The organism is Bradyrhizobium sp. CCGUVB1N3, from assembly GCF_024199925.1.
In the GTDB taxonomy this organism is placed as follows: domain Bacteria; phylum Pseudomonadota; class Alphaproteobacteria; order Rhizobiales; family Xanthobacteraceae; genus Bradyrhizobium.
The window spans coordinates 7804277-7822766 of record NZ_JANADR010000001.1; the positions used below are offsets into that span (position 1 = coordinate 7804277).

Sequence of the window (18490 nt, forward strand, 5' to 3'; positions counted from 1 at the left end):
ACGCGGTACCGCTAATCATGGTCGGCATGTTCGCGGCGATCATCGCCGCGCCGAACCGGCTACGACTGCTACTGTTGCTGGTGCTGACGATGATGATCGCGCCACCGCGCGGTGGACCGGAGCAACCTGCGCCGGCGACCGACGAAGAGGCGATGCGTTCCGGACAGCTCCCGCGTCCCCGTCGCGGAATGAGCGAATCTTCCCGATCGGGATCTTTTCCAGGATATGAGATATCTTTTACCGATCGGGAATATTTCGGCGGTCCCTCAGCCCAGAACCGGTCTTTGCCGAGCGCGGACCAGCGAGGTCCGGCTTTTGCCGACAGTGGGCGGACATCACGACTGCAGGGCCTGCGCGCTGCTAAGGATTCCTGAAAAAATGCGATTTGCGGGCGGACTATGCGTCGAAATGCCGGCGTGCCTGTTTTCTTGCATTGGAAATTGTCCAATAGAATCATGCCACGGAAATTTGGATTGCTGGCTTGGTATGGGGCCTTTTCACACGCGTCCGATGATCGCAAATTTCCATTTGAGCTGCGATTTCCGCCTCAAGCCGATTGCGAACGTCGTTCAGGTTGCTGGACGTGACAAATCAAGGTCGGTCGTAGAAAGCGAACATTTTATTCAGGTGGCTCTTTCGATAGATTGAGGCGAAACGCTCGGCTCTCCAATCAGCTATGCGACGTCTTGTGGTCTTGCGCCATGCGGGACGCCTCCTGTAACATGATCTCCCTCATCCAGATGCTTGCCTGATCATCGTTGTGAAGAGCCGGCCATTGCACGGCTTCCGTAAAGGCCGGTAGCGGGATTGGAAGATCAACGATCCGTAGCCGCATCGTCGTTGCGAAATGTCGCGCCAGCCGTGAATGCATCGTCGCGATGCGCTCGGTGCCCAGCAACAGGGGCGGGATCAAGCTGAAGCTCGGCACCGCAACCTCGACACGCCGCTTGTGACCATGCTCGAGCAAGAGCCATGCCTCGATCGAGGGCTTGCCCGTTCGTCCGAACTGCGCCGCAACGTGACCCATCGACATGTACCGATCGAAGGTGAGCTTGCGTGAAAGCTGCTTGTTCGTGTAACAGCCCACGCACACCAGCGTCTCGTCAAACAGCTTTGCCTTGGGGTGCGCGTTTGACATGTACATTTCCGGAAAGATCAGGAAATCGACCTCGCCGCGATGAAGTGGCTCGTCCGGTTGGTCGTCAAACGGAACAAGCTCGAACGTGATGTTGGGGGCCTCGCGCGCGACACGCGCGATCACCGTCCGGAAGAACAGCAATGCCATGAAATCAGACAGAATGACCCGGAAGCGGCGGTCCGATTTGGCCGGGTCGAACGTGTCACGCTCGGTCATGGAAAGCCGAATGTGCAGCAGCGCTTCGCGGGTCGGCGCAGCCAGCGCTTCGGCAAGCGGCGTCGGAACCAGTTTGTGGCCGTGCATCGTGAAGAGATCGTCGCGGAAATAGGCACGCAATCTTGCGACCGCCGCGCTCATGGCCGGCTGGCTCAAATGGATGCTGCGCGCCGCCGCAGTTAGGCTGCGCTCGGTCATCAGCGCGTCGAATGCGACGAGGAGGTTCAGGTCGAGACCTTTGAAGCGCATGATGAGGCATCCACGCTATAGATATGGCTCATAAAGACAATCGATTGTACCAATGCCTCTCAGTATCACAAGCTGCAAAAAAAACCGGAGGACGTTCATTGGCTCAGACCGACTTCGATGTGGCCGTCATCGGATATGGGCCGACGGGCCTGACGGCGGCATCGCTCCTGGGGCAGCTCGGCCACCGCGTCCTGGTCGTCGAGCGATGGCCCTCTCTCTATGGTCTTCCGCGATTGACGCACATCGATGGAGAGATCGCGAGGCTGCTCAGCTTCGTATGCGACATCGAGGAGGCGCTCAGGGACTCATCGCCGATCGAGTCCTACATTTTCTATAACGCGAAAGGGAAGCGGCTGGTCGATGTCGTCGATATTCCTAGCCAGCCGATGGGATTTCCGGCGCATATTTCGATTCATCAGCCTGATATCGAGGCGGCGATCGACCGCAGGGTGCGCAGCTTGCGGAATGTAACGGTGCGCCAGGGGGTGGAGCTCACCGGCTTGAAGATTTCAGCCGGCAAGGTCGAACTCGCGCTAAGGGCGGGCGACGCCGCGGAAACCGCGCACGCGAGCTACGTCTTTGCGGCCGATGGTGCCAGGAGCTTCGTGAGGGCCGCGCTCGGGATTGAGCGCGACGACTCCGGCTTCAACGAGCGCTGGCTCAATATCGACGGGGAGCGCAAGCGGCCGCTTCCCGCAAGCTTCGAAGAAACCAAGCAGTATTGCGACCCGGCACGAGGCCACATGTTCCTGCCGATCGGCGCAAATCGGCAGCGGTTCGAATTTGCGCTGCTGCCGGACGAGGACACTGACGAGATGGAGCGGGTAGAGAGCGCGTGGAGAATCTTGAAGCAATATCACGATGTCGGCCCGGACGACCTTCGGATCATCATGCAGATCGTCTACACTTTCGAATGCCGTATGGCGCAGAGCTGGCGCAGCGGGCCGGTGTTCCTGGGAGGCGACGCCGCGCATACCATGCCGCCCTATCTCGGGCAGGGCGCTTGCTCTGGTATCAGGGACGCCGCGAATTTCGCCTGGAAGCTTGATCTCGTGCTCCGAAACGTCGCTTCACCGGAAGTCCTTGAGAGCTACGAGCCCGAGCGCCGTCCACATGTCGCCCACATCATGCGCACGGCGGTGATGTTGGGGAAAATCGCCAATGCACATAGCCGCACGGTCGCGTTCTTCCGTGATCTTGCTTTCCGGTTCAATCTGTTCCCGCCGTTTCCGTCCCTTTCCGCCGGCATCATCCAGGACGACCGTCGCGGCGCCTGGGGCAAGGCCGTAGGCTCGGCACTGCCGCAGGGGCGTGTCAGGATCGGCGGTCGCATTGCAAGGCTCGACGACCAGGTCGGCTACAGTTTCGCACTCATTGCTGAACGCAATCCAGCGGCTATTCTTGGCCCATCGCGGATGGGCTTCCTTAGGAGTCTCGGCTGTCGCGCATTTACGCTCGCCGACGATGCCGGCGCCGGCGTTGAACGTATGCTCGATATCGATGGAACCTATTCGTCTTGTCTCGCTGGAAAGAACGCTGCCGCGATGGTCACCCGTCCGGACACCAATCTGTTTGGCTTTGCCGCCGGGCTGAAGGACGTCGCCGACCTTGTAGAAAATCTCCAGCAGAAGCTGTCGTGGCACGCGACGGCCTTGGCAGCGTGAACATGGCCATATCCGAAGAAAAGGCCAAGGAAATCGAGGCCCTGTGCCGCGCGATGTCGGTCACGCGCATGGTCGACTATGGCATGACGCGCGATAAGGCACAGCTCGCACATCGGCGGGTGCGCGAGGGGAGGCCCTGGGACCTCGTGCTTGAAGAGATGGCGCGCGGGGAGGAGCGCCTTGCCGAGGTGGCCGATGACGCAGCACTTGCCCGCGAAAGCTGGCACGCCGCTGCTGTGAGCCTGATCTTTGCTCAAATTGCCTTCAATGCGGATGGCGACCGTAAGCGGGAGCTCTATCGCCGGATGACCCAGTGCTTCGCGCGCTTTGCTGCGCTGTCGAATTACCCGGCGATGAAGGTGGAAGTGCCATACCGGCAGGGGACGCTGTTCGGATGGCACTTTCAACCGATCGAGGAGCGGACCCCTGCGAGCGTGATCGTGTTAGGGGGCATGACTGGCTGGTCCACGGCCTATCGCTCGATGGCGGAAGCGCTGTGCGCGCGAGGGATCGCGTGTTTCCTGGTAGATGGTCCCGGGCAGGGCGAGAGCAGGCTTGAGGGAGGCATCCTCGCCGATGAGGACGTTGCAAGCGGTTTGAGCCGCTTCGTCGATCTTGCTCTGATGCGCTCGCCTGGTCAGAGGATTGGGCTGTGGGGCAACAGCTATGGCGGGTTGCTCGCGGCACACACCGCCATCCGCGACACCCGCGTGCGCGCCTGCTGCATTAATGGTGCTCCGGCGCGCACGGAGGTGCTGCCGTTCCGAACGGCGCAAGAGCAGCTCGCCGCGATGTTCGGCTGCCACGATCCGGATTTGCTTGCCGAGCGCGTTTCCGCGCTTGTCTTCGACGGCCGCGTTTCTATCGCCTGCGCGACGCTGGTGCTGGAGGGCGGCGCCGATGCGCTGGTCAAGCCGGGATCTCAGAGTGCGTTTCTCGAAGGCAACACCGATCCCCGATCGCGCCTCAAGTCCTGGCCAGACGGCGATCACACGCTCCATAACCATCGGGACGAGCGAAACACGCTAGCAGCGGACTGGTTTAGCGCGGTGCTCAGATTGTAGCCGGAAGCGGCTGGAGCGAGATTCGCATCGGGCCAAGCCGGTTCGAGGGTCGGGTCCACGAGCGGCTCGGCCGCCTGCACTCAAGCAGAGTCGCCTGCACTCAAGGTGTGCCTTTCTGCGTTGGAGGGCGGGGCTCGTCAGCTTCTCGACAGCCAGGCGGGGTAGGCAACCTGATCTGATTTGACTTCGGACACGGAGGGTTGGTGTGGACCTAAACTATTCCAATCGATTCGATCCAGGTCATTGGCAGGCCGACGATGCCATGTTGCAACAGCAGGAAGTGGGGGCGGTCCGGGTCAGAGGACTTTGAGCAGCACTTGCACGAGGCGCGCCGAGCCGACTCTCTTGGCTCCGTATTCGCCGGCTCGCGGCGTTAATCAGCCAGGCGCCGGCACTGTTCTAGGACCTCGGGGCCCTGCTTCCCGTGCCTCAGCACAAGCGCCGTCCTCATTGTTGCCTCCTTTCAAATGAGAAAATCAGTCAAAGATGCTGCTCAGCCCCTCCTGCCGCTGCGCAAAGGGAGAAACTCAAGAGTTGTGCCAACTGCGCAGAAAGAGCCCTAGAAATGCCGTTCTGTATATTTTTTTTCAACGGCTTGATTGCTAGCGAGCCGGCCCGCCGGCCTCGTCGGTCAGATATGCTCGGCAAATGTCTCGGCGCGGCCGTGCCGCAACTGTGGGCTCCGGCGCGCGCGTGGCATGCTGTCGCCCCTCGGCGATGAAGACAGGCTTCAGTTGGAAAGTTCGGTGAGAACAGCAGGAGCATCGACGAAGGCGAACGCATTAAGGAATTGGCGTCCCCAGAGGAAATTGCGGTCGACCTCCGTCAGCGATGCGGCGTCGCATACCTCATTCCAGGATGTCTTGATTGTCATGATCTGGCGAGCGATCAGGTCGACGGCATCATTCTTGTTGAGCAGGAACAACGGAGCCGCTTCAAGGCAAACGGAAATCTGGCTCGTGCGGTGATTGCCTACAATAAGCATCGCCTGCGTTGTTTCTCCTACCGTCCTGGTTTGTGGACAGATGTCGTAGACAGGCGTCAGCGTAAGATCTTTTCCATTCCAGAACGCCGCGTGGTTGCGGGCATGATCGTCCGTGTTGCCGCAAAGGATGTTGAACACCATCCGGCCGTACAACTCGCGTAGCGTCTCCTTGGGCGAGGTGAATCGGTGGCGGATAATGGTGGCAAGATCTTCATAGCTTGCGTAGCGCGCCATCATCTCGTCGAGCCCAAGCAAGGTCAGGGCTGACACCATGGCGCGGCGCTCCCATCCGCCATTGGCCTTTTTCCGATCAAAGCGCTCGATCAGCAGCACATCTTTGCCTGCGGCGCGCTCGAGGCTGACCGAAGCTGCGGCAAGCCCCGCTTTGGCGGCCAGTCGCATGGCCACGAACTCAGCCTTCACGACATTGTAGAGGTCGTTCTGCGAGGAGAACTTGACGATGTACTTCGTCCTGTCTGAAGTGATCGCCGTCTTGGGCCGGGCGCCGCCGATCGAGCTTCCGTGCAGGAGCGCGCGATCGAGGTCTTGCGTCAGCGGCTCTCCTTTTTCGACGAGTGCGGTCGCGGCCTGAAGCTCTTCGAGCGAGGCCGCTGAAGCTTCCCTCGGGACGTACTTTTCTGGGGAGGACTGAAAATCGAGGGCTCCAATGCGGTCCGAGCCGGATTCGAGCAGATAGGTAAGTTCGTCGATCTCCGCCGCATCAATCGCCTTGCCGCTCTTCCCGAATTTGCGATTGATGATGACGCGGCGACCCCAGGCATCAGGGGCGGCGTCGCGGATGCAATTCGGCATCATCAGCCCCGGCGTCAGTGGAATGGTGCCGCGGCGTAAAGGCAATTCCGGATCGTAGGGTGCAATCGCGTTGTTGCGCGCGAGATAGCTTTGGCCGTAGTTGAAGAGGAACTGATTGCCCGAAGCGAACAAGCGGCCGGCTACGACCGGCGCCGTCTCGCCGGGCAGCCAGACCCACACATAGGTTTCAGTCGGCTCCTTGTCAGAAGTTGTCATCGGGTTTCGCGCGCGGTGTGTGGACGGCTTTCGGCATCAGCGTCATTACGGCTGTATTCGATTCGAGAGCGCTGGTCAGAGCGCGTTCATCGGCAGCAAAGAGCGGCACGCCAACGATAGCGGCGGCTTCGAAGACGGCACCCAGCGTGCAGCCGAGATCTCCGTTCTCAATTCGCCGCAGGAGTCCGCGAGAAAGGCCCGCGCGGTCGGCGAGCTCTTCAGTCGTCATCTTCCGGTCGATGCGCGCCTTACGAATGAGCTGACCTAAAAGGGCAGCCGCCTCCTTTGCGTAGCGGGAATAGGGTCTCGTTTTCTTCATCATCACTGAGCCATTAATGGACCCTATTGTCCCTATTGGGCTTATAACCCAAATCGAGATTTGTCAATGATTCGATCTATAAATAGACCGGAATACGTAGAGATGGTTCATTAGTAAGCCAATAGATTCATGGACAAAGCCCATTTTGGAATCCCTCCGTCTAATGAGTGCGGCGATGCGGCCGCGATTTCCCCCTAACTTGCATGGGTTTTGCTAGGCTGTTAACGCGAGCAAGCTACAAGCAAGCTCTCCGTGTAGGGTATGGGAAGGCCTGCTGGAGTCCTGGATGCCAAGCGATGCGCATTAAGCCCCAAGTTTCCTCATCGGCCATCGCGGCCGTAGGGCACTTCAACCCTCTTATCCTTCGGCCCGATTGGCTTCTGAAGAAGGGTCTAATCGTGGGAAGCGATAGCGAGCAATTGCGCGTCGAGGTGGTCCACGCCGAGCTTGTCCTCTTGCAATTTCCGTGGGGGCGGCTGCACTGCGATCAGGGGCAATTCTTAGTCGCGACCGAAAAAGACCCGGTGGTGACCGCCCATGATTTTTTTGTGAACTGCTTTCAAATGCTACCCGAGACCCCAGTTCGAGCTGTGGGCATCAATCGGGAAATACACTTCCCGGCAGGAAGCCTAGGAAAGGTTCATCTGATCGGGGACACGCTAGCTCCGAAGGCATTTTGGGGAGAGTGGATTTCGGAAGGCGAGGAGCGCATCGGAGGTTTAAGAAGCCTTGTCATGGAACAAGGAGTTGTGCGAGAAGGTCGTAAGCTGCGTAAAGACGGCCGTGCGGGGCACATTCAATTTAAGGTAGAGCCATCGGTGCGCGCGGACGTCCCCTACGGTGTTTACAGTCATGTTAATGATCATTTCGATTTGACCCACAAAGGGGAGCCTAGCGACGGAAGAGCAGCCGCAGAACTCGTGGCAGAAGTGTGGGACGACTCCATTGAACGGGCCGAGCTTTGGTTTGATCAACTGATGAGCATTGTCGATGTCGATGCTAATTGATTTTGAGACTTCCTTCAGTCCTACGAGCGGCAAAGGCGGACTCGCCACGTTCGACGCCGACGCTGTAAAGCACCGGCAGAGGAAGAGAGCCCTCATCTTGCGCAATCAGGGCGTAGACAACACCAGCGTGGATAGTGAGGACGTTTCCCCGAGGGCCAATGAGCCCGCCCCTGAGGAAGTTGGCATACGCCCTCTGCGGTTCCCGCAGTCCCATGTCCGCGCGGCGCCCCGCGAAATCACTTTGCAGGAGTGGGAGGGGCGTGTTGTGCAAATCGAAGGAAGGCTTGTCATCGCGCGCCTCGTTGACATCACAGCGGGCGAGACGGAGGAAGCCGAAGAGGTCGAGCTGCCGCTAGATGATGTTACGGAAGCCGATCAGGCGCTGCTCCGGCCGGGTGCAATTTTCCGTTGGATTTTGGGCTATTCGTATGCGTCGGGACGAAAGGAGCGATTTGCAAGAGTGATTGTGCGTCGGCTTCCCGTCTGGACTGAGCGGGAGATGCTAGAAGCGGATCGGGAAGCAAGCGAGCTGCACAATGCCATTTTCGGAGCTAGCGAGGATCGGGCCGCCAGCGCCGGATGAGGTGGAAGTAACCATATTCGGTCCGAACTTCGGTGAGTGCATAGTCGTCCATTTCGGCAGCAACCGCTGGTTTGTTATCGACTCTTGCAGCTACTCTGGCATTTCGGGCCCAGCAGCCCTTCATTATTTCAAGCAACTTGGCCTGGACGCCGGTACGGTGGTCGAGCGTATCATTGTAACCCATTGGCATGATGATCATTGCAAAGGCGTGTCGGAACTTGTCGCCGCCTGCCCTAATGCATCTATTTGGATGGCCGCCGCTCTCACTAGCCGCGAATTTATCAGGTTCGTGCAGAGGCTTTCCAAAAACAAAACTGTTGTTGCGGGCCATAAGGCCGCAGAGTTCTCGCAAATTCTAGAAGAACTGCTTAAGCGACAGAAAGCGGGGCAGCCAACATTTGGCGTGGCGAGCCAGAACATGCTTGTGCACCAAGCCATCGGCTCACAACTAGCGCATGGTGCGCCGTTCCGCCTGCTAGCGCTCTCGCCGTCGCATGGCGACCACTTGGATTTCTTGTCCCGAATAGCGGCTCAAATGCCATCGGCTGGAAGGCAAAAAGGCTCCCTTGGCAGTCCGAGCCCCAATGAAATCTCGATAGCATCGCTCGTCGAAATCGGGGATGCCGTCCTTCTCCTTGGGGCGGATCTCGAAAACAGCAAGCCAAGCTCTGGCTGGGGTGCCGTGTTGCGAGCCAATGACGCAACTCCGTTCGGCGCGAAAGCTCAGATTTACAAGGTACCTCATCATGGCTCCATGACTGGACATAATCCGGATGTTTGGGGTGAGATGATCGAAAAGGAGCCGATTGCTGTAATAACGCCTTGGAGGCGCGGGCGCGGGCGGCTCCCCAGTCGCGAAGGCGTTAAGGCAATCACCGCCTTGACCAAGCGGGCTTTTGCCACTTCTGACGAAGGCGGTGCACGACCTAAGAAACGTCATGCGAGCGTGCAGACCTTTCTGCGAGCAAACAACATACGAGTCCATAGCCTGCAAGCGGAGTCCGGGTTCGTGAGGCTCCGAAAGCGGCAGGGCCAGGAATGGGCAGTCGAGCTTTTCGGCGCTGCGTGCAGATTGAGTGAATTATTGAAGCGACGGGGAAGTGCAAAGGCGTGAGCCCGAGCCCGACCGTGCGCGTGAGCCCAACCAAAACTCGACTACAAAAGCCTCAACCGCGAGCGCAAATTTGTGTGGTTTATCAAAGCTGAAGCTGGGCGTCGGCAGTACCCACCCAACTGTACCGGCGTTACCGGAGACTTCGCTCGACAAGGTCGCGGACAAGCGCCCCTCACCAAATCCTGACGCACCGGCTCACCAACTAGGGTCAGCCCTAGCCGCCGTCCATGAATGTGGGGGGCATTGAACGCTTCGTCGCGGTGGCGTCCAGCTCGCCACTGAGAGGCAGAGCCTCGTCCATCGCTCAATCGACCGGCCGCGGATAGCCCACCGAACGGATCAAACAAGGTCGCTCTTTCTGGTTCTGGCTCTTGTCGCGGTGGCGTTGATGTCGACGCGGGATTTGTTCGTCCCTTGCATCCAGGCCAAAGCCCGAGGCGCCGAGGGCTCGGAGCACCAGTCGCAGCTCTGCACGCGGGTGACCGTGCTCGGCTTCGATCACCGCCGATGCGTTTGGCCAGCGTTGACTGATCAAGCTTGAGGCGCTTGCCCCAGTCGCGGATGAGAGCGCCGATGTCAGCGGGAGCGCAGACGAGCATAGACGCCACCGCGATCCAAAGTTGCGCGATCCGCTCGCCGTCGGCGGCGGACATGGTTCGTCCGCTATCCTTCATGATTGTGTCCTATGGACGGTAGAGCTGGCTCCGCAAATTCGGACAGTAGCTTGAGTGGATTTTCTGCCTGAGAGCGGCGAGGCTTCTTGCCGCGAATCAGGAGCGAAGATGACGAAGAGGAGTCGCCGGACGCATTCTCCGGCATTCAAGGCAAAGGTGGCTTTGGCGGCCGTGAAGGGGGAGAAGACGTTGGCCGAGCTGGCGCAATTGTTTGATGTCCATCCGAACCAGATCACGACCTGGAAGACCCAACTCCTGGAAGGCGCCGCCGGAGTGTTTGGGCAGGACAACGGACCGGCCGAGGCGCCGGTCGATTTGAAGGCGTTACATGCCAAGATCGGCGAGCTTGCGTTGGAGAACGATTTTTTGTCCGGCGCGCTCACCAAGGCGGGCCTGCTGAGCGCAAAGCGATGATCGACCGCGACCATGATCTGTCTGTCGTGCGCCAGGCGAAGGTCCTGAACCTTGCCCGCAGTACGGTTTACTATGAACCTCGGCCGGTTTCGGCCGAGGACCTTGTCTTGATGCGCCGGCTCGATGAGCTGCACCTCGATTATCCCTTCGCAGGGGCGCGCATGCTGCGATCGCTGTTGCAGCGTGAGGGCATGCAGATTGGCCGCCGCCACGTCGCGACGCTGATGAAGCGCATGGGGATCGAGGCGATCTATCGCCGTCCGAACACGAGCAAGCCCGCACCGGGCCACAAGATCTACCCGTACCTATTGCGCGGATTGAAGATCGAGCGGCCGAACCAGGTCTGGGCAATGGACATCAGCTACATTCCGATGCGACGTGGATTCGTCTACCTCGCGGCGGTCGTCGATGTGTTCAGCCGACGGGTGTTGGTCCATCGCGTATCGATCACGATGGAGACGATATTCTGCGTCGAAGCGCTCCAGGAGGCGTTGGCGAAGCACGGCAGGCCCGAGATCTTCAACACGGATCAGGGTAGCCAGTTCACCAGCCTCGACTTCACCGGCGTGCTGCTGGACGCGAACATCGCCATCAGCATGGACGGCAAGGGTGCCTGGCGCGACAACGTGTTCGTCGAGCGGCTGTGGCGCACTGTCAAATACGAGGAAGTCTATCTGCGTGCTTACGACAGCGTGCTCGAGGCGCGAGCATCGATTTCCAAATATCTGGCGTTCTACAACCGAGGACGTCCTCACTCGAGCCTTGACGAACGCACGCCCGACGAGGCTTACTTCGGCGCGCAAACGATGGTGACGGCCGCATGATCGTCGCCAACGATTTTGCTGCGGCTCTGGTCGGGCTTACGCCCTCCCGACGCCACAGCAAAATCGTAAAGCCCCGCCTTCAGCATAACCCGGCAGGAATCCACTTAATTTTCGCGGGGCGCTGTCCAAACAACCGGGGCCAGCTCTGGTCGCTAATGAAAAACCGCTCCGTGAGCGATGAACATCTCAAGGCGCGACGCCGCGAGGCGTCTGCCTCATGGGGCATGGCATGAGTTAGCGTCCAGCCACGGCGGTACGAAGGCATCTCACCCCTCGTCGAGCGCTCCAGATGTCTGTTTTGCTTGCGACAGCTGGTCTTGATGAGCAGCATACTGACCTCGGCAGGCAGTCAAAAGGCCGCTCCACCATGCAGACGAAATCGCAAGGACCAGTGATCCTAGCGGGTGCGTGCGTTGCCCCGGGAGTGGGCATGGCGAGGTTTTAGAAAAGCTTATGGGACGATAAGCAAGAGTGCCCCTGACTGTCAGAAACTCGGCGAAAGTCCTTTCGACGAACAAGAGAGACCTTTGGTTGACCATCGTGAGCTTTGCGACAAGGTCGTCGGCATTCAGCCAGTGAGAGTTCTCATTCGCGCAATGAAAATCGCGTCTGATGAAAAATTACAAAATCGGATTATCTCTAACGTCGGAAAAATAGTTCGTCTTCGACTCGCGCAGTCGAGACTTCTCTGAGACGATAGTCATGCAATGATGACAGCCGGGGACGCTCATGATGCGCAACAATTTCGTCGATCAGTTGAGTGATTTGACCAGGCCAACGGCTTGTCGATGCGTTTGTGCGAACTTGTGTTGGCCCGGCTGAAATGCACGCGCTCGGATGGTGTCCGAGACGACTGTAGCGCTTCTGAATCAATAGCCTAAACGACGACTATGACTACACGTGAGCCGCGCCCGTCTTGATGGGCGTGATGGCACAACGCTGCCCAACTCAGATCGTCGTTCTTCTCCACGCAAACCCAATTCTTGAGGAACAAGCAGGATGACTGCGAGCAACAATCCGATCAAATTCGCTTACTGGGTGCCGAACGTATCCGGCGGCCTTGTGATTTCTTCGATCGAGCAGCGCACCAGCTGGGATATCGATTACAATCGCAAACTTGCTCAGATCGCCGAGAAGGCTGGTTTCGACTATGCCTTGAGCCAGATCCGGTTCACCGCAGGTTATGGCGCCGACAAGCAGCACGAGTCCGTCAGCTTCTCTCACGCGCTCCTTGCCGCGACCGAAAAGCTCAAGGTTATCGCCGCACTCCTTCCCGGACCATGGAACCCAGCGCTTGCGGCAAAGCAGATTGCGACGATCAGCCAGCTCACCAATGCACGCGTTGCGGTCAACATCGTCTCGGGCTGGTTCCGCGGCGAATTCCATGCGATCGGCGAGCCCTGGCTGGACCATGACGAGCGCTACCGCCGCTCGGAGGAATTCATCACCGCGCTACGTGGGATCTGGACCGAGGAAAGCTTCACCCTGAAAGGCGACTTCTATCGGTTCAACGACTATTCGCTCAAGCCAAAGCCGCTCGATCCGTTGCCGGAGATCTTTCAGGGTGGCTCTTCGCGAGCAGCCCGCGACATGGCTGCCCGTGTGTCCGACTGGTATTTCACCAACGGCAATACGCCGGACGGCCTGAAGGCCCAGGTTGAAGACATTAGGACCAAGGAAAAGGCCTTCGGCAAAAGCTGGCGCACCAAAATCGGAATCAATGCCTTCGGCGTCGTCCGGCAAACAGAAGACGAAGCCAAGGAGGTCTTGCAGGAGATTATCGATAAGGCGATCCCCGATGCGGTTCGCGGATTCCACCACGAGGTCCAGAATGCCGGAAATGCCAGCCCCGAGCGCGAGGGCAATTGGGCAAAATCCACCTTCCAAGACCTCGTTCAATACAATGATGGCTTCCGCTCAAACCTGATCGGAACCCCGCAACAGGTCGCCGAACGCATTATCGAGCTCAAGGGCGCTGGTGCCGATCTGATCCTGCTCGGCTTCCTTCATTTCCAGGAAGAGGTCGACTATTTCGGCAAGCATGTGATCCCGCTCGTTCGGGAGCTCGAGGCGAGCGCGCCCGTGCGGGCGCAAGCTGCCGAATAGTCGAAAACCGTCAGGGAGGGGGCCAAGTGGCGGGGATTGCGAGGGGAGAGGCTGCGCTTTGTCTGGAGGACAGTTCCGCCGGAGAACATGTCCGTCACGCGAGGCAAGAGCGCGGCAAGGCGATTGTGAGCCGGGCGGAGCCTGTTACGCTTCCATGTCCGGTCCTCGGACTTACGAACATCTCGCTGAGCTTTGGCGCTGTCGCAGCACTGCGCGAGGTTGAATTGCAGGTCGCTCGGGGACAAATCCTAGCGGTCATTGGGCCGAACGGGGCCGGCAAGAGCTCGCTGCTTAACGTCGTCAGCGGCCTCTACCGGCCCGATGAAGGCGAGGTGTGGTTCGGCGAGCATTCGTTCCGTGAGGTGCCGACGTCGAAGCTCGCCGCCTATGGCGTGGCACGGACGTTTCAGAATCTTGCGCTGTTCAAGGGGCTTTCCGTCTTCGACAATGTGCTGATGGGGCTTGCGCACCGCGTGCGCGCGGGGGTCCTGCGGCAGATCGTCGGCTCGCCATTGGCGCGGCGGATCGAGGCGGAAAACCGCGCGGCGGCGGAAGAGGTCATCGGCTTTCTGCATCTTGACGACGTTTGCGACCGCATCGCCGGAACGCTGCCTTACGGCGTGCAGAAGCGGGCCGAGCTGGCGCGGGCGTTGGTTGCCGGGCCAGAACTCCTGCTGCTGGACGAGCCATTCGCCGGCGTGACCCTGACCGAGAAACATGAGCTGTCGCTGCATGTACGCAACGCCCGCGACAGCTTTGGCGCCACCATCGTCCTGATCGAGCATGACATCGGCGTCGTGATGGGGCTGTCCGATCGCGTGGCCGTGCTCGACTACGGACGAAAAATCGCCGACGGCACGCCGGAGCAGGTCCGCTCCGATCCGGCGGTGATCGATGCCTATCTCGGCGTCGCGCATGAAGATGACACGGAGCTCGCAATCTGATGTTCGATTATCAGTTTCTGATTGAGGTCTTGATCGGCGGCCTGCTGTCGGGGGTCATGTACTCGCTGGTCGCGATCGGGTTTGTATTGATCTACAAGACCTCCGGCGTGCTGAACTTCGCGCAAGGAGCGATGCTGTTGTTCGCGGCGCTGACCTTCGTCAGCCTGATTGAGCGCGGCGCGTCGTTTCCTGCGGCGCTGGCGGCAACACTGGCGATCATGATCGCGCTGGGTCTCGTCGTCGAGCGCGCGGTGCTTCGGCCGCTGGTCAACCAGCCGCCGATCACGTTGTTCATGGCGACGCTCGGGCTCTCCTACGTCATCGAGGGTGCTGCACAGCTTCTGTGGGGCACGCAGGTGCATGGCCTCGACATCGGGATCAGCGACGTGCCGTTCGAGGTGGCGGGCGTGCTCATCAGCCAGTTCGATCTGTTCGCGGCCGGCGTCGCAGGCAGCTTGGTCGCACTGTTTGCTCTGTTCTTTCGTTATACCCGCACCGGGCTCGCTTTTCGCGCGGTAGCTGACGACCAATTTGCCGCCCTTGCGGTGGGCTTGCGGCTGCCGCGCGTTTGGGCGGCAGTCTGGACCGTAGCCGGCATCGTCGCCCTGGTCGGTGGCCTGTTGTGGGGGGCGCGGCTCGGCGTGCAGTTCTCGCTGTCGCTCGTCGTCTTGAAAGCGCTGCCGGTCCTGGTGCTGGGTGGCTTCGATTCGATCGCCGGCGCGATCGTCGGCGGCCTCTTGGTCGGTGCGATCGAAAAATTGGCGGAGGTCTATGTCGGGCCGTTTTTCGGCGGCGGCATCGGGGCTTGGGCGGCCTACGTCGTGGCACTTGCGCTCCTCTTGATCCGGCCATCGGGCCTGTTCGGACAGAAGCTGGTGGAGAGGGTGTAGACAATGGCCATTCTTGCTCCCGCCAAATCGAACTTGCCTTCCGCCGAGACGTTGTGGATCGGCATTGCCATCGCAGTCGCCTACGGAGTCGTTCCGCTCGCCGGGTCGGACTATCTGCTTGATGCCGTGCTCACGCCGTTCCTGGCGCTGGCGCTCGCCGCCGTCGGACTCAACGTCCTCACCGGCTATGCCGGGCAGATCTCGCTCGGCTCGGCAGCGTTCCTCGCGGTCGGCGCCTACGCCGCGTACAATCTCCATCTCCGCCTTCCTGGATTGCCGCTGCTGGTCGATCTGGTGCTGGCAGGCGGCATCGCTGCGGCCATCGGCATTGTGTTCGGGCTGCCGAGCCTGCGGCTGCGCGGGTTCTATCTCGCGGTATCGACGCTCGCCGCGCAATTCTTCGTGCAGTGGGCGCTCACCAAGTTCGGCTGGTTCTCCAACGACAACCCATCCGGAGTGATCGATGCGCCGGCTCTCACCGTCGCCGGCGTCTCGTTCACCAGCGCCGCGCAACGTTATGTCTTCTCGCTGACGATCGTGGTCGTCTTGACCTTGCTGACATTGCGACTACTGCGCTCCCAATCCGGCCGCAACTTCATAGCGGTGCGCGATCACGAGATCGCGGCCAAGGTGATCGGCGTGCCGCTGCTGCGGACCAAACTGCTCGCCTTCGGCATCTCGTCGTTCCTCATCGGGGTCGCCGGCGTTCTCTGGGCGTTTGCGTACCTGCGCACCGTCGAGCCGGCCGGCTTCAATCTCGATCGCTCGTTCCAGATCTTGTTCATCATCATCATCGGCGGGCTTGCTTCGCTGCGCGGCTCCTTCATCGGCGCGGCCTTTATCGTCGTATTCCCGCTTCTGCTGTCCCGCGTCGGTGCGGCCTTGCTTGGCGGCGTCTTCGATTCCGGCGTGCTGGAGATGAGCCAGCGTATCGTCATCGGCGCGCTCATCATTGCCTTTCTGATCGCAGAGCCGCGCGGGCTGATTGCCCTGTGGGATCGCACTTGGTCCGCTGTTCGGCCCGCCAGGCGCCCAACGATCCCGACTTGAGATCTGATTTACCCAGAGGAGCTTGTAATGAACATGTTCAGCCGTTTGAAGGTGACAATGGGCGCGGCACTCGCCGTGGGCCTTGCCAGTACGTTGGCGGTGCACGCCGACGAGCAGTTCTTCCCGCTGCAAAGCTATCGCGTTGGTCCCTATGCCGCCGGCGGCACCGGGTTCTTCGGTGGCTTCATCGATTATCTCAATCTAATCAACATCCGCGATGGCGGCGTCAACGGCGTGAAGCTGACCTGGGATGAGGGCGAGACCCAGTACGAGGTCGAGCGTGGCGTAGAGGTTTATGAGCGGTTGAAGAGCCGACCTGGGATCGCAGCCTGGAATCCGCTGTCGGTCGGCATCGCCTATGCCATGATCGACCGTATCACCAAGGACAAGGTGCCGCTGATTACGATCAATCATGGACGCACCGATTCGACCGATGGCCGCGTGTTCCCTTACGTTTTTCCGCTGCTGCTCAATCCCTACAGCGAGACCTCCGGGATCGTGAACTACATCGCCTCGAGAGAAGGCGGCCCGGACAAGCTGAACGGCAAGAAGATCGTCGTACTCTATCATGGCTCGCCCTATGGCAAGGAGACGATCCCGATCTATAAGCTGCTCGCGGACAAGTACGGCTTTGGCCTGGAGCAGATCGAGGTCCCGCATCCCGGCAACGAGCAACAATCGCAGTGGCTGTCGATCCGACGGGCAAAGCCGGACTATGTGGTACTGCGCGGCTGGGGCGTGATGAATCCAGTGGCCTTGAAGACCGCACAAAAGGTCGGCTTCCCAGCCGACCACATCATCGGCAATGTTTGGTCCAATTCCGAGGAAGACGTTATTCCCGCGGGAGATGCGGCCAAGGGCTATATCGCGATTACGACCCAGGCGTCTGGCGCCGAATATCCGGTGCTGCAGGAGGTGATCAAAACCGTCTACGGCGCGAACAAGGGCAATCTCGACGACAAGAAGCGGATCGGCAGCGTCTACCACAATCTCGGGATTGTAAACGGTATCCTCAACGCCGAAGCTGTCCGGATCGCGCAGGCCAAGTTCGGCAAGCGCACCCTAACGGGCGACGAGGTTCGCTGGGGCCTTGAGCACCTCCAGCTGGATCCGGCGCGGGTGGAAGCACTGGGCGCGAAGGGGCTGTTCCATTCGATCAACGTTACCTGGAACAATCATGAGGGTGACGGCCGTGTCACGTTTCAGCAATGGGACGGCAGCAAGTGGAAGGTCGTCTCGGATTGGATCGCGCCCGACTGGGCGTTCCTCCGGCCGATCATCGAGAAGTCGTCGACGGCCTATGCCAAGGAGCATGACATCAAGATCCGTACCTCCGGTGATGATCCGGTGAGCCAGTAGTGAAGCGATAGGCGGTACCCTTCGGGAGCGTCAGCTTGCGAACGGTACCGCCTTGGAATGGATGGATCCGGCATGAGTGACATTCTGCTTTCAGTCGAGGGGCTTGCGGCGACCTACAATCACGTCATCCGTGCCGTGAACGAGGTATCGTTCGCGGTTCGGCGCGGCGAGATCGTCGCTCTCCTCGGCGCCAATGGTGCGGGCAAATCGACAACGCTTCAGGCGATCTCGGGCCTCTTACCCGCGCGGCGCGGTCAGATAGCTGCCGGGCGAATCGCTTTTGAAGGCCGCGACATCATATCTGCGGCGCCCGCCAAATTGGTCCGATCCGGGATCGTTCCGGTGCTTGAAGGTCGGCATTGCTTCCTATCGCTGACCGTCGAAGAGAACCTTATTACGGGTGCCATTGGCCGAGACGCCAAGTCTCGCGTGATCCGCACGGATCTGGAGGAGATCTACGAGCTTTTCCCGCGACTGAAGGATCATCGCAGGTCTATCTCGGGACTAACGTCGGGCGGCGAACAGCAGATGACAGCGATCGGCCGCGCGCTGATGTCGCGGCCGCGGCTGTTGGTGCTCGACGAACCGTCCATGGGGCTCGCCCCGCTTGTCGTTGAGAGCATTTTCCGAGCGCTGAAGCGGCTCAACAGAGAGCGGGGCCTCTCGATCCTGGTAGCTGAACAGAATTCGACGGTCGCGCTACGCTTTTCCGACCACGCGGTCGTTCTCGATAACGGCCATAGCGTCCTGTCCGGCGCATCAGTCGCCTTGCGCGACCGCGACGATATCAAGGCGCTTTACCTCGGCGGTTCACCGCAAACTGACTTCAGAAAAAACGTGCTGACGCACGCGGTTGCTTGA

The 18490-nt window shown here is 59.9% G+C and carries 16 protein-coding genes; 12 read left to right on the top strand and 4 right to left on the bottom strand.

The window, feature by feature from the left end; translation table 11 throughout:
* Nucleotides 1-670: 670 nt before the first annotated feature.
* Nucleotides 671-1603: a LysR family transcriptional regulator gene (locus NLM33_RS37025; protein WP_254103376.1), complete on the bottom strand. Its 933-nt coding sequence runs from the start codon at nt 1601-1603 to the stop codon at nt 671-673.
* Between the two features lie 98 nt (nt 1604-1701).
* On the opposite strand from NLM33_RS37025, the gene NLM33_RS37030 reads away from it, so the two are divergent.
* Complete coding sequence (locus tag NLM33_RS37030) at nt 1702-3267, top strand: bifunctional 3-(3-hydroxy-phenyl)propionate/3-hydroxycinnamic acid hydroxylase (protein ID WP_254103377.1); 1566 nt, start codon at nt 1702-1704, stop codon at nt 3265-3267.
* A 2-nt stretch (nt 3268-3269) separates the two neighbouring features.
* Nucleotides 3270-4331 (top strand): alpha/beta hydrolase, encoded by a 1062-nt coding sequence (locus tag NLM33_RS37035; protein ID WP_254103378.1) that lies wholly within the window; start codon nt 3270-3272, stop codon nt 4329-4331.
* A 730-nt stretch (nt 4332-5061) separates the two neighbouring features.
* On the opposite strand, the gene NLM33_RS37040 is transcribed toward NLM33_RS37035, so the two are convergent.
* Together NLM33_RS37040 and NLM33_RS37045 are read right to left on the bottom strand one after the other, a co-directional pair.
* Nucleotides 5062-6345, bottom strand: coding sequence for a type II toxin-antitoxin system HipA family toxin (locus tag NLM33_RS37040; RefSeq protein ID WP_254103379.1), 1284 nt, complete (start codon nt 6343-6345; stop codon nt 5062-5064).
* Nucleotides 6332-6667: a helix-turn-helix transcriptional regulator gene (locus tag NLM33_RS37045; protein ID WP_254103380.1), complete on the bottom strand. Its 336-nt coding sequence runs from the start codon at nt 6665-6667 to the stop codon at nt 6332-6334. Before NLM33_RS37045 ends, NLM33_RS37040 begins: the two co-directional genes overlap by 14 nt.
* A 293-nt stretch (nt 6668-6960) precedes the next feature.
* Here NLM33_RS37045 and NLM33_RS37050 point away from each other — a divergent pair, with 293 nt between their 5' ends.
* Genes NLM33_RS37050 through NLM33_RS37060 form a run of 3 tightly spaced genes read left to right on the top strand, consistent with a single transcriptional unit; the run spans nt 6961 to nt 9368 of the window.
* Nucleotides 6961-7671, top strand: a complete 711-nt coding sequence (locus NLM33_RS37050; protein ID WP_254103381.1) for a hypothetical protein — start codon at nt 6961-6963, stop codon at nt 7669-7671.
* The gene (locus tag NLM33_RS37055) at nt 7655-8254 is read left to right on the top strand and encodes a hypothetical protein (protein ID WP_254103382.1); all 600 of its coding nucleotides are present in this window, start codon (nt 7655-7657) and stop codon (nt 8252-8254) included. Before NLM33_RS37050 ends, NLM33_RS37055 begins: the two co-directional genes overlap by 17 nt.
* On the top strand, nt 8208-9368 hold the full coding sequence (locus tag NLM33_RS37060) for an MBL fold metallo-hydrolase (protein ID WP_254103383.1): 1161 nt from the start codon (nt 8208-8210) through the stop codon (nt 9366-9368). The genes NLM33_RS37055 and NLM33_RS37060 overlap by 47 nt, the downstream gene beginning before the upstream one ends.
* 304 nt (nt 9369-9672) lie before the next feature.
* Here NLM33_RS37060 and NLM33_RS37065 read toward each other — a convergent pair whose 3' ends face one another.
* On the bottom strand, nt 9673-9903 hold the full coding sequence (locus tag NLM33_RS37065) for a hypothetical protein (protein WP_254103384.1): 231 nt from the start codon (nt 9901-9903) through the stop codon (nt 9673-9675).
* 247 nt (nt 9904-10150) lie between these two features.
* Here NLM33_RS37065 and NLM33_RS37070 point away from each other — a divergent pair.
* The 7 genes from NLM33_RS37070 to NLM33_RS37100 all read left to right on the top strand — a co-directional run bounded on the left by NLM33_RS37070 (nt 10151) and on the right by NLM33_RS37100 (nt 18490).
* Nucleotides 10151-11280 (top strand): IS3 family transposase gene (locus NLM33_RS37070; protein WP_254095161.1). Its coding sequence is split into 2 segments (ribosomal slippage): nt 10151-10403 and nt 10403-11280, totalling 1131 coding nucleotides; the frame shifts between segments, so codons are not numbered across the junction.
* A 999-nt stretch (nt 11281-12279) separates the two neighbouring features.
* Nucleotides 12280-13386 carry a dimethylsulfone monooxygenase SfnG gene (gene sfnG / locus NLM33_RS37075; RefSeq protein WP_254103385.1) on the top strand — a complete coding sequence of 369 codons (1107 nt, stop codon included), beginning with the start codon at nt 12280-12282 and terminating at the stop codon, nt 13384-13386.
* A gap of 122 nt (nt 13387-13508) precedes the next feature.
* Nucleotides 13509-14330: an ABC transporter ATP-binding protein gene (locus tag NLM33_RS37080; protein WP_254106087.1), complete on the top strand. Its 822-nt coding sequence runs from the start codon at nt 13509-13511 to the stop codon at nt 14328-14330.
* Nucleotides 14330-15220 (top strand): branched-chain amino acid ABC transporter permease, encoded by an 891-nt coding sequence (locus NLM33_RS37085; RefSeq protein WP_254103386.1) that lies wholly within the window; start codon nt 14330-14332, stop codon nt 15218-15220. Before NLM33_RS37080 ends, NLM33_RS37085 begins: the two co-directional genes overlap by 1 nt.
* 3 nt (nt 15221-15223) lie before the next feature.
* Entirely contained in the window at nt 15224-16270 is a 1047-nt protein-coding gene (locus tag NLM33_RS37090) for a branched-chain amino acid ABC transporter permease (RefSeq protein WP_254103387.1), read from the top strand.
* Nucleotides 16271-16297: 27 nt separating this feature from the next.
* On the top strand, nt 16298-17629 hold the full coding sequence (locus NLM33_RS37095; protein ID WP_254103388.1) for an ABC transporter substrate-binding protein: 1332 nt from the start codon (nt 16298-16300) through the stop codon (nt 17627-17629).
* A gap of 72 nt (nt 17630-17701) precedes the next feature.
* Complete coding sequence (locus tag NLM33_RS37100; protein ID WP_254103389.1) at nt 17702-18490, top strand: ABC transporter ATP-binding protein; 789 nt, start codon at nt 17702-17704, stop codon at nt 18488-18490.

What these genes read in the sequence shown, in the direction of transcription:
- NLM33_RS37040 (WP_254103379.1), bottom strand. Translation starts at nt 6,345, where the DNA reads ATGACAACTTCTGACAAGGAGCCGACTGAAACCTATGTGTGGGTCTGG.
- NLM33_RS37090 (WP_254103387.1), top strand. Translation starts at nt 15,224, where the DNA reads ATGGCCATTCTTGCTCCCGCCAAATCGAACTTGCCTTCCGCCGAGACG.
- NLM33_RS37045 (WP_254103380.1), bottom strand. Translation starts at nt 6,667, where the DNA reads ATGATGAAGAAAACGAGACCCTATTCCCGCTACGCAAAGGAGGCGGCT.
- NLM33_RS37055 (WP_254103382.1), top strand. Translation starts at nt 7,655, where the DNA reads ATGTCGATGCTAATTGATTTTGAGACTTCCTTCAGTCCTACGAGCGGC.
- NLM33_RS37050 (WP_254103381.1), top strand. Translation starts at nt 6,961, where the DNA reads ATGCGCATTAAGCCCCAAGTTTCCTCATCGGCCATCGCGGCCGTAGGG.
- NLM33_RS37085 (WP_254103386.1), top strand. Translation starts at nt 14,330, where the DNA reads ATGTTCGATTATCAGTTTCTGATTGAGGTCTTGATCGGCGGCCTGCTG.
- NLM33_RS37100 (WP_254103389.1), top strand. Translation starts at nt 17,702, where the DNA reads ATGAGTGACATTCTGCTTTCAGTCGAGGGGCTTGCGGCGACCTACAAT.
- sfnG (WP_254103385.1), top strand. Translation starts at nt 12,280, where the DNA reads ATGACTGCGAGCAACAATCCGATCAAATTCGCTTACTGGGTGCCGAAC.
- NLM33_RS37035 (WP_254103378.1), top strand. Translation starts at nt 3,270, where the DNA reads ATGGCCATATCCGAAGAAAAGGCCAAGGAAATCGAGGCCCTGTGCCGC.
- NLM33_RS37025 (WP_254103376.1), bottom strand. Translation starts at nt 1,603, where the DNA reads ATGCGCTTCAAAGGTCTCGACCTGAACCTCCTCGTCGCATTCGACGCG.
- NLM33_RS37060 (WP_254103383.1), top strand. Translation starts at nt 8,208, where the DNA reads ATGCCATTTTCGGAGCTAGCGAGGATCGGGCCGCCAGCGCCGGATGAG.
- NLM33_RS37095 (WP_254103388.1), top strand. Translation starts at nt 16,298, where the DNA reads ATGAACATGTTCAGCCGTTTGAAGGTGACAATGGGCGCGGCACTCGCC.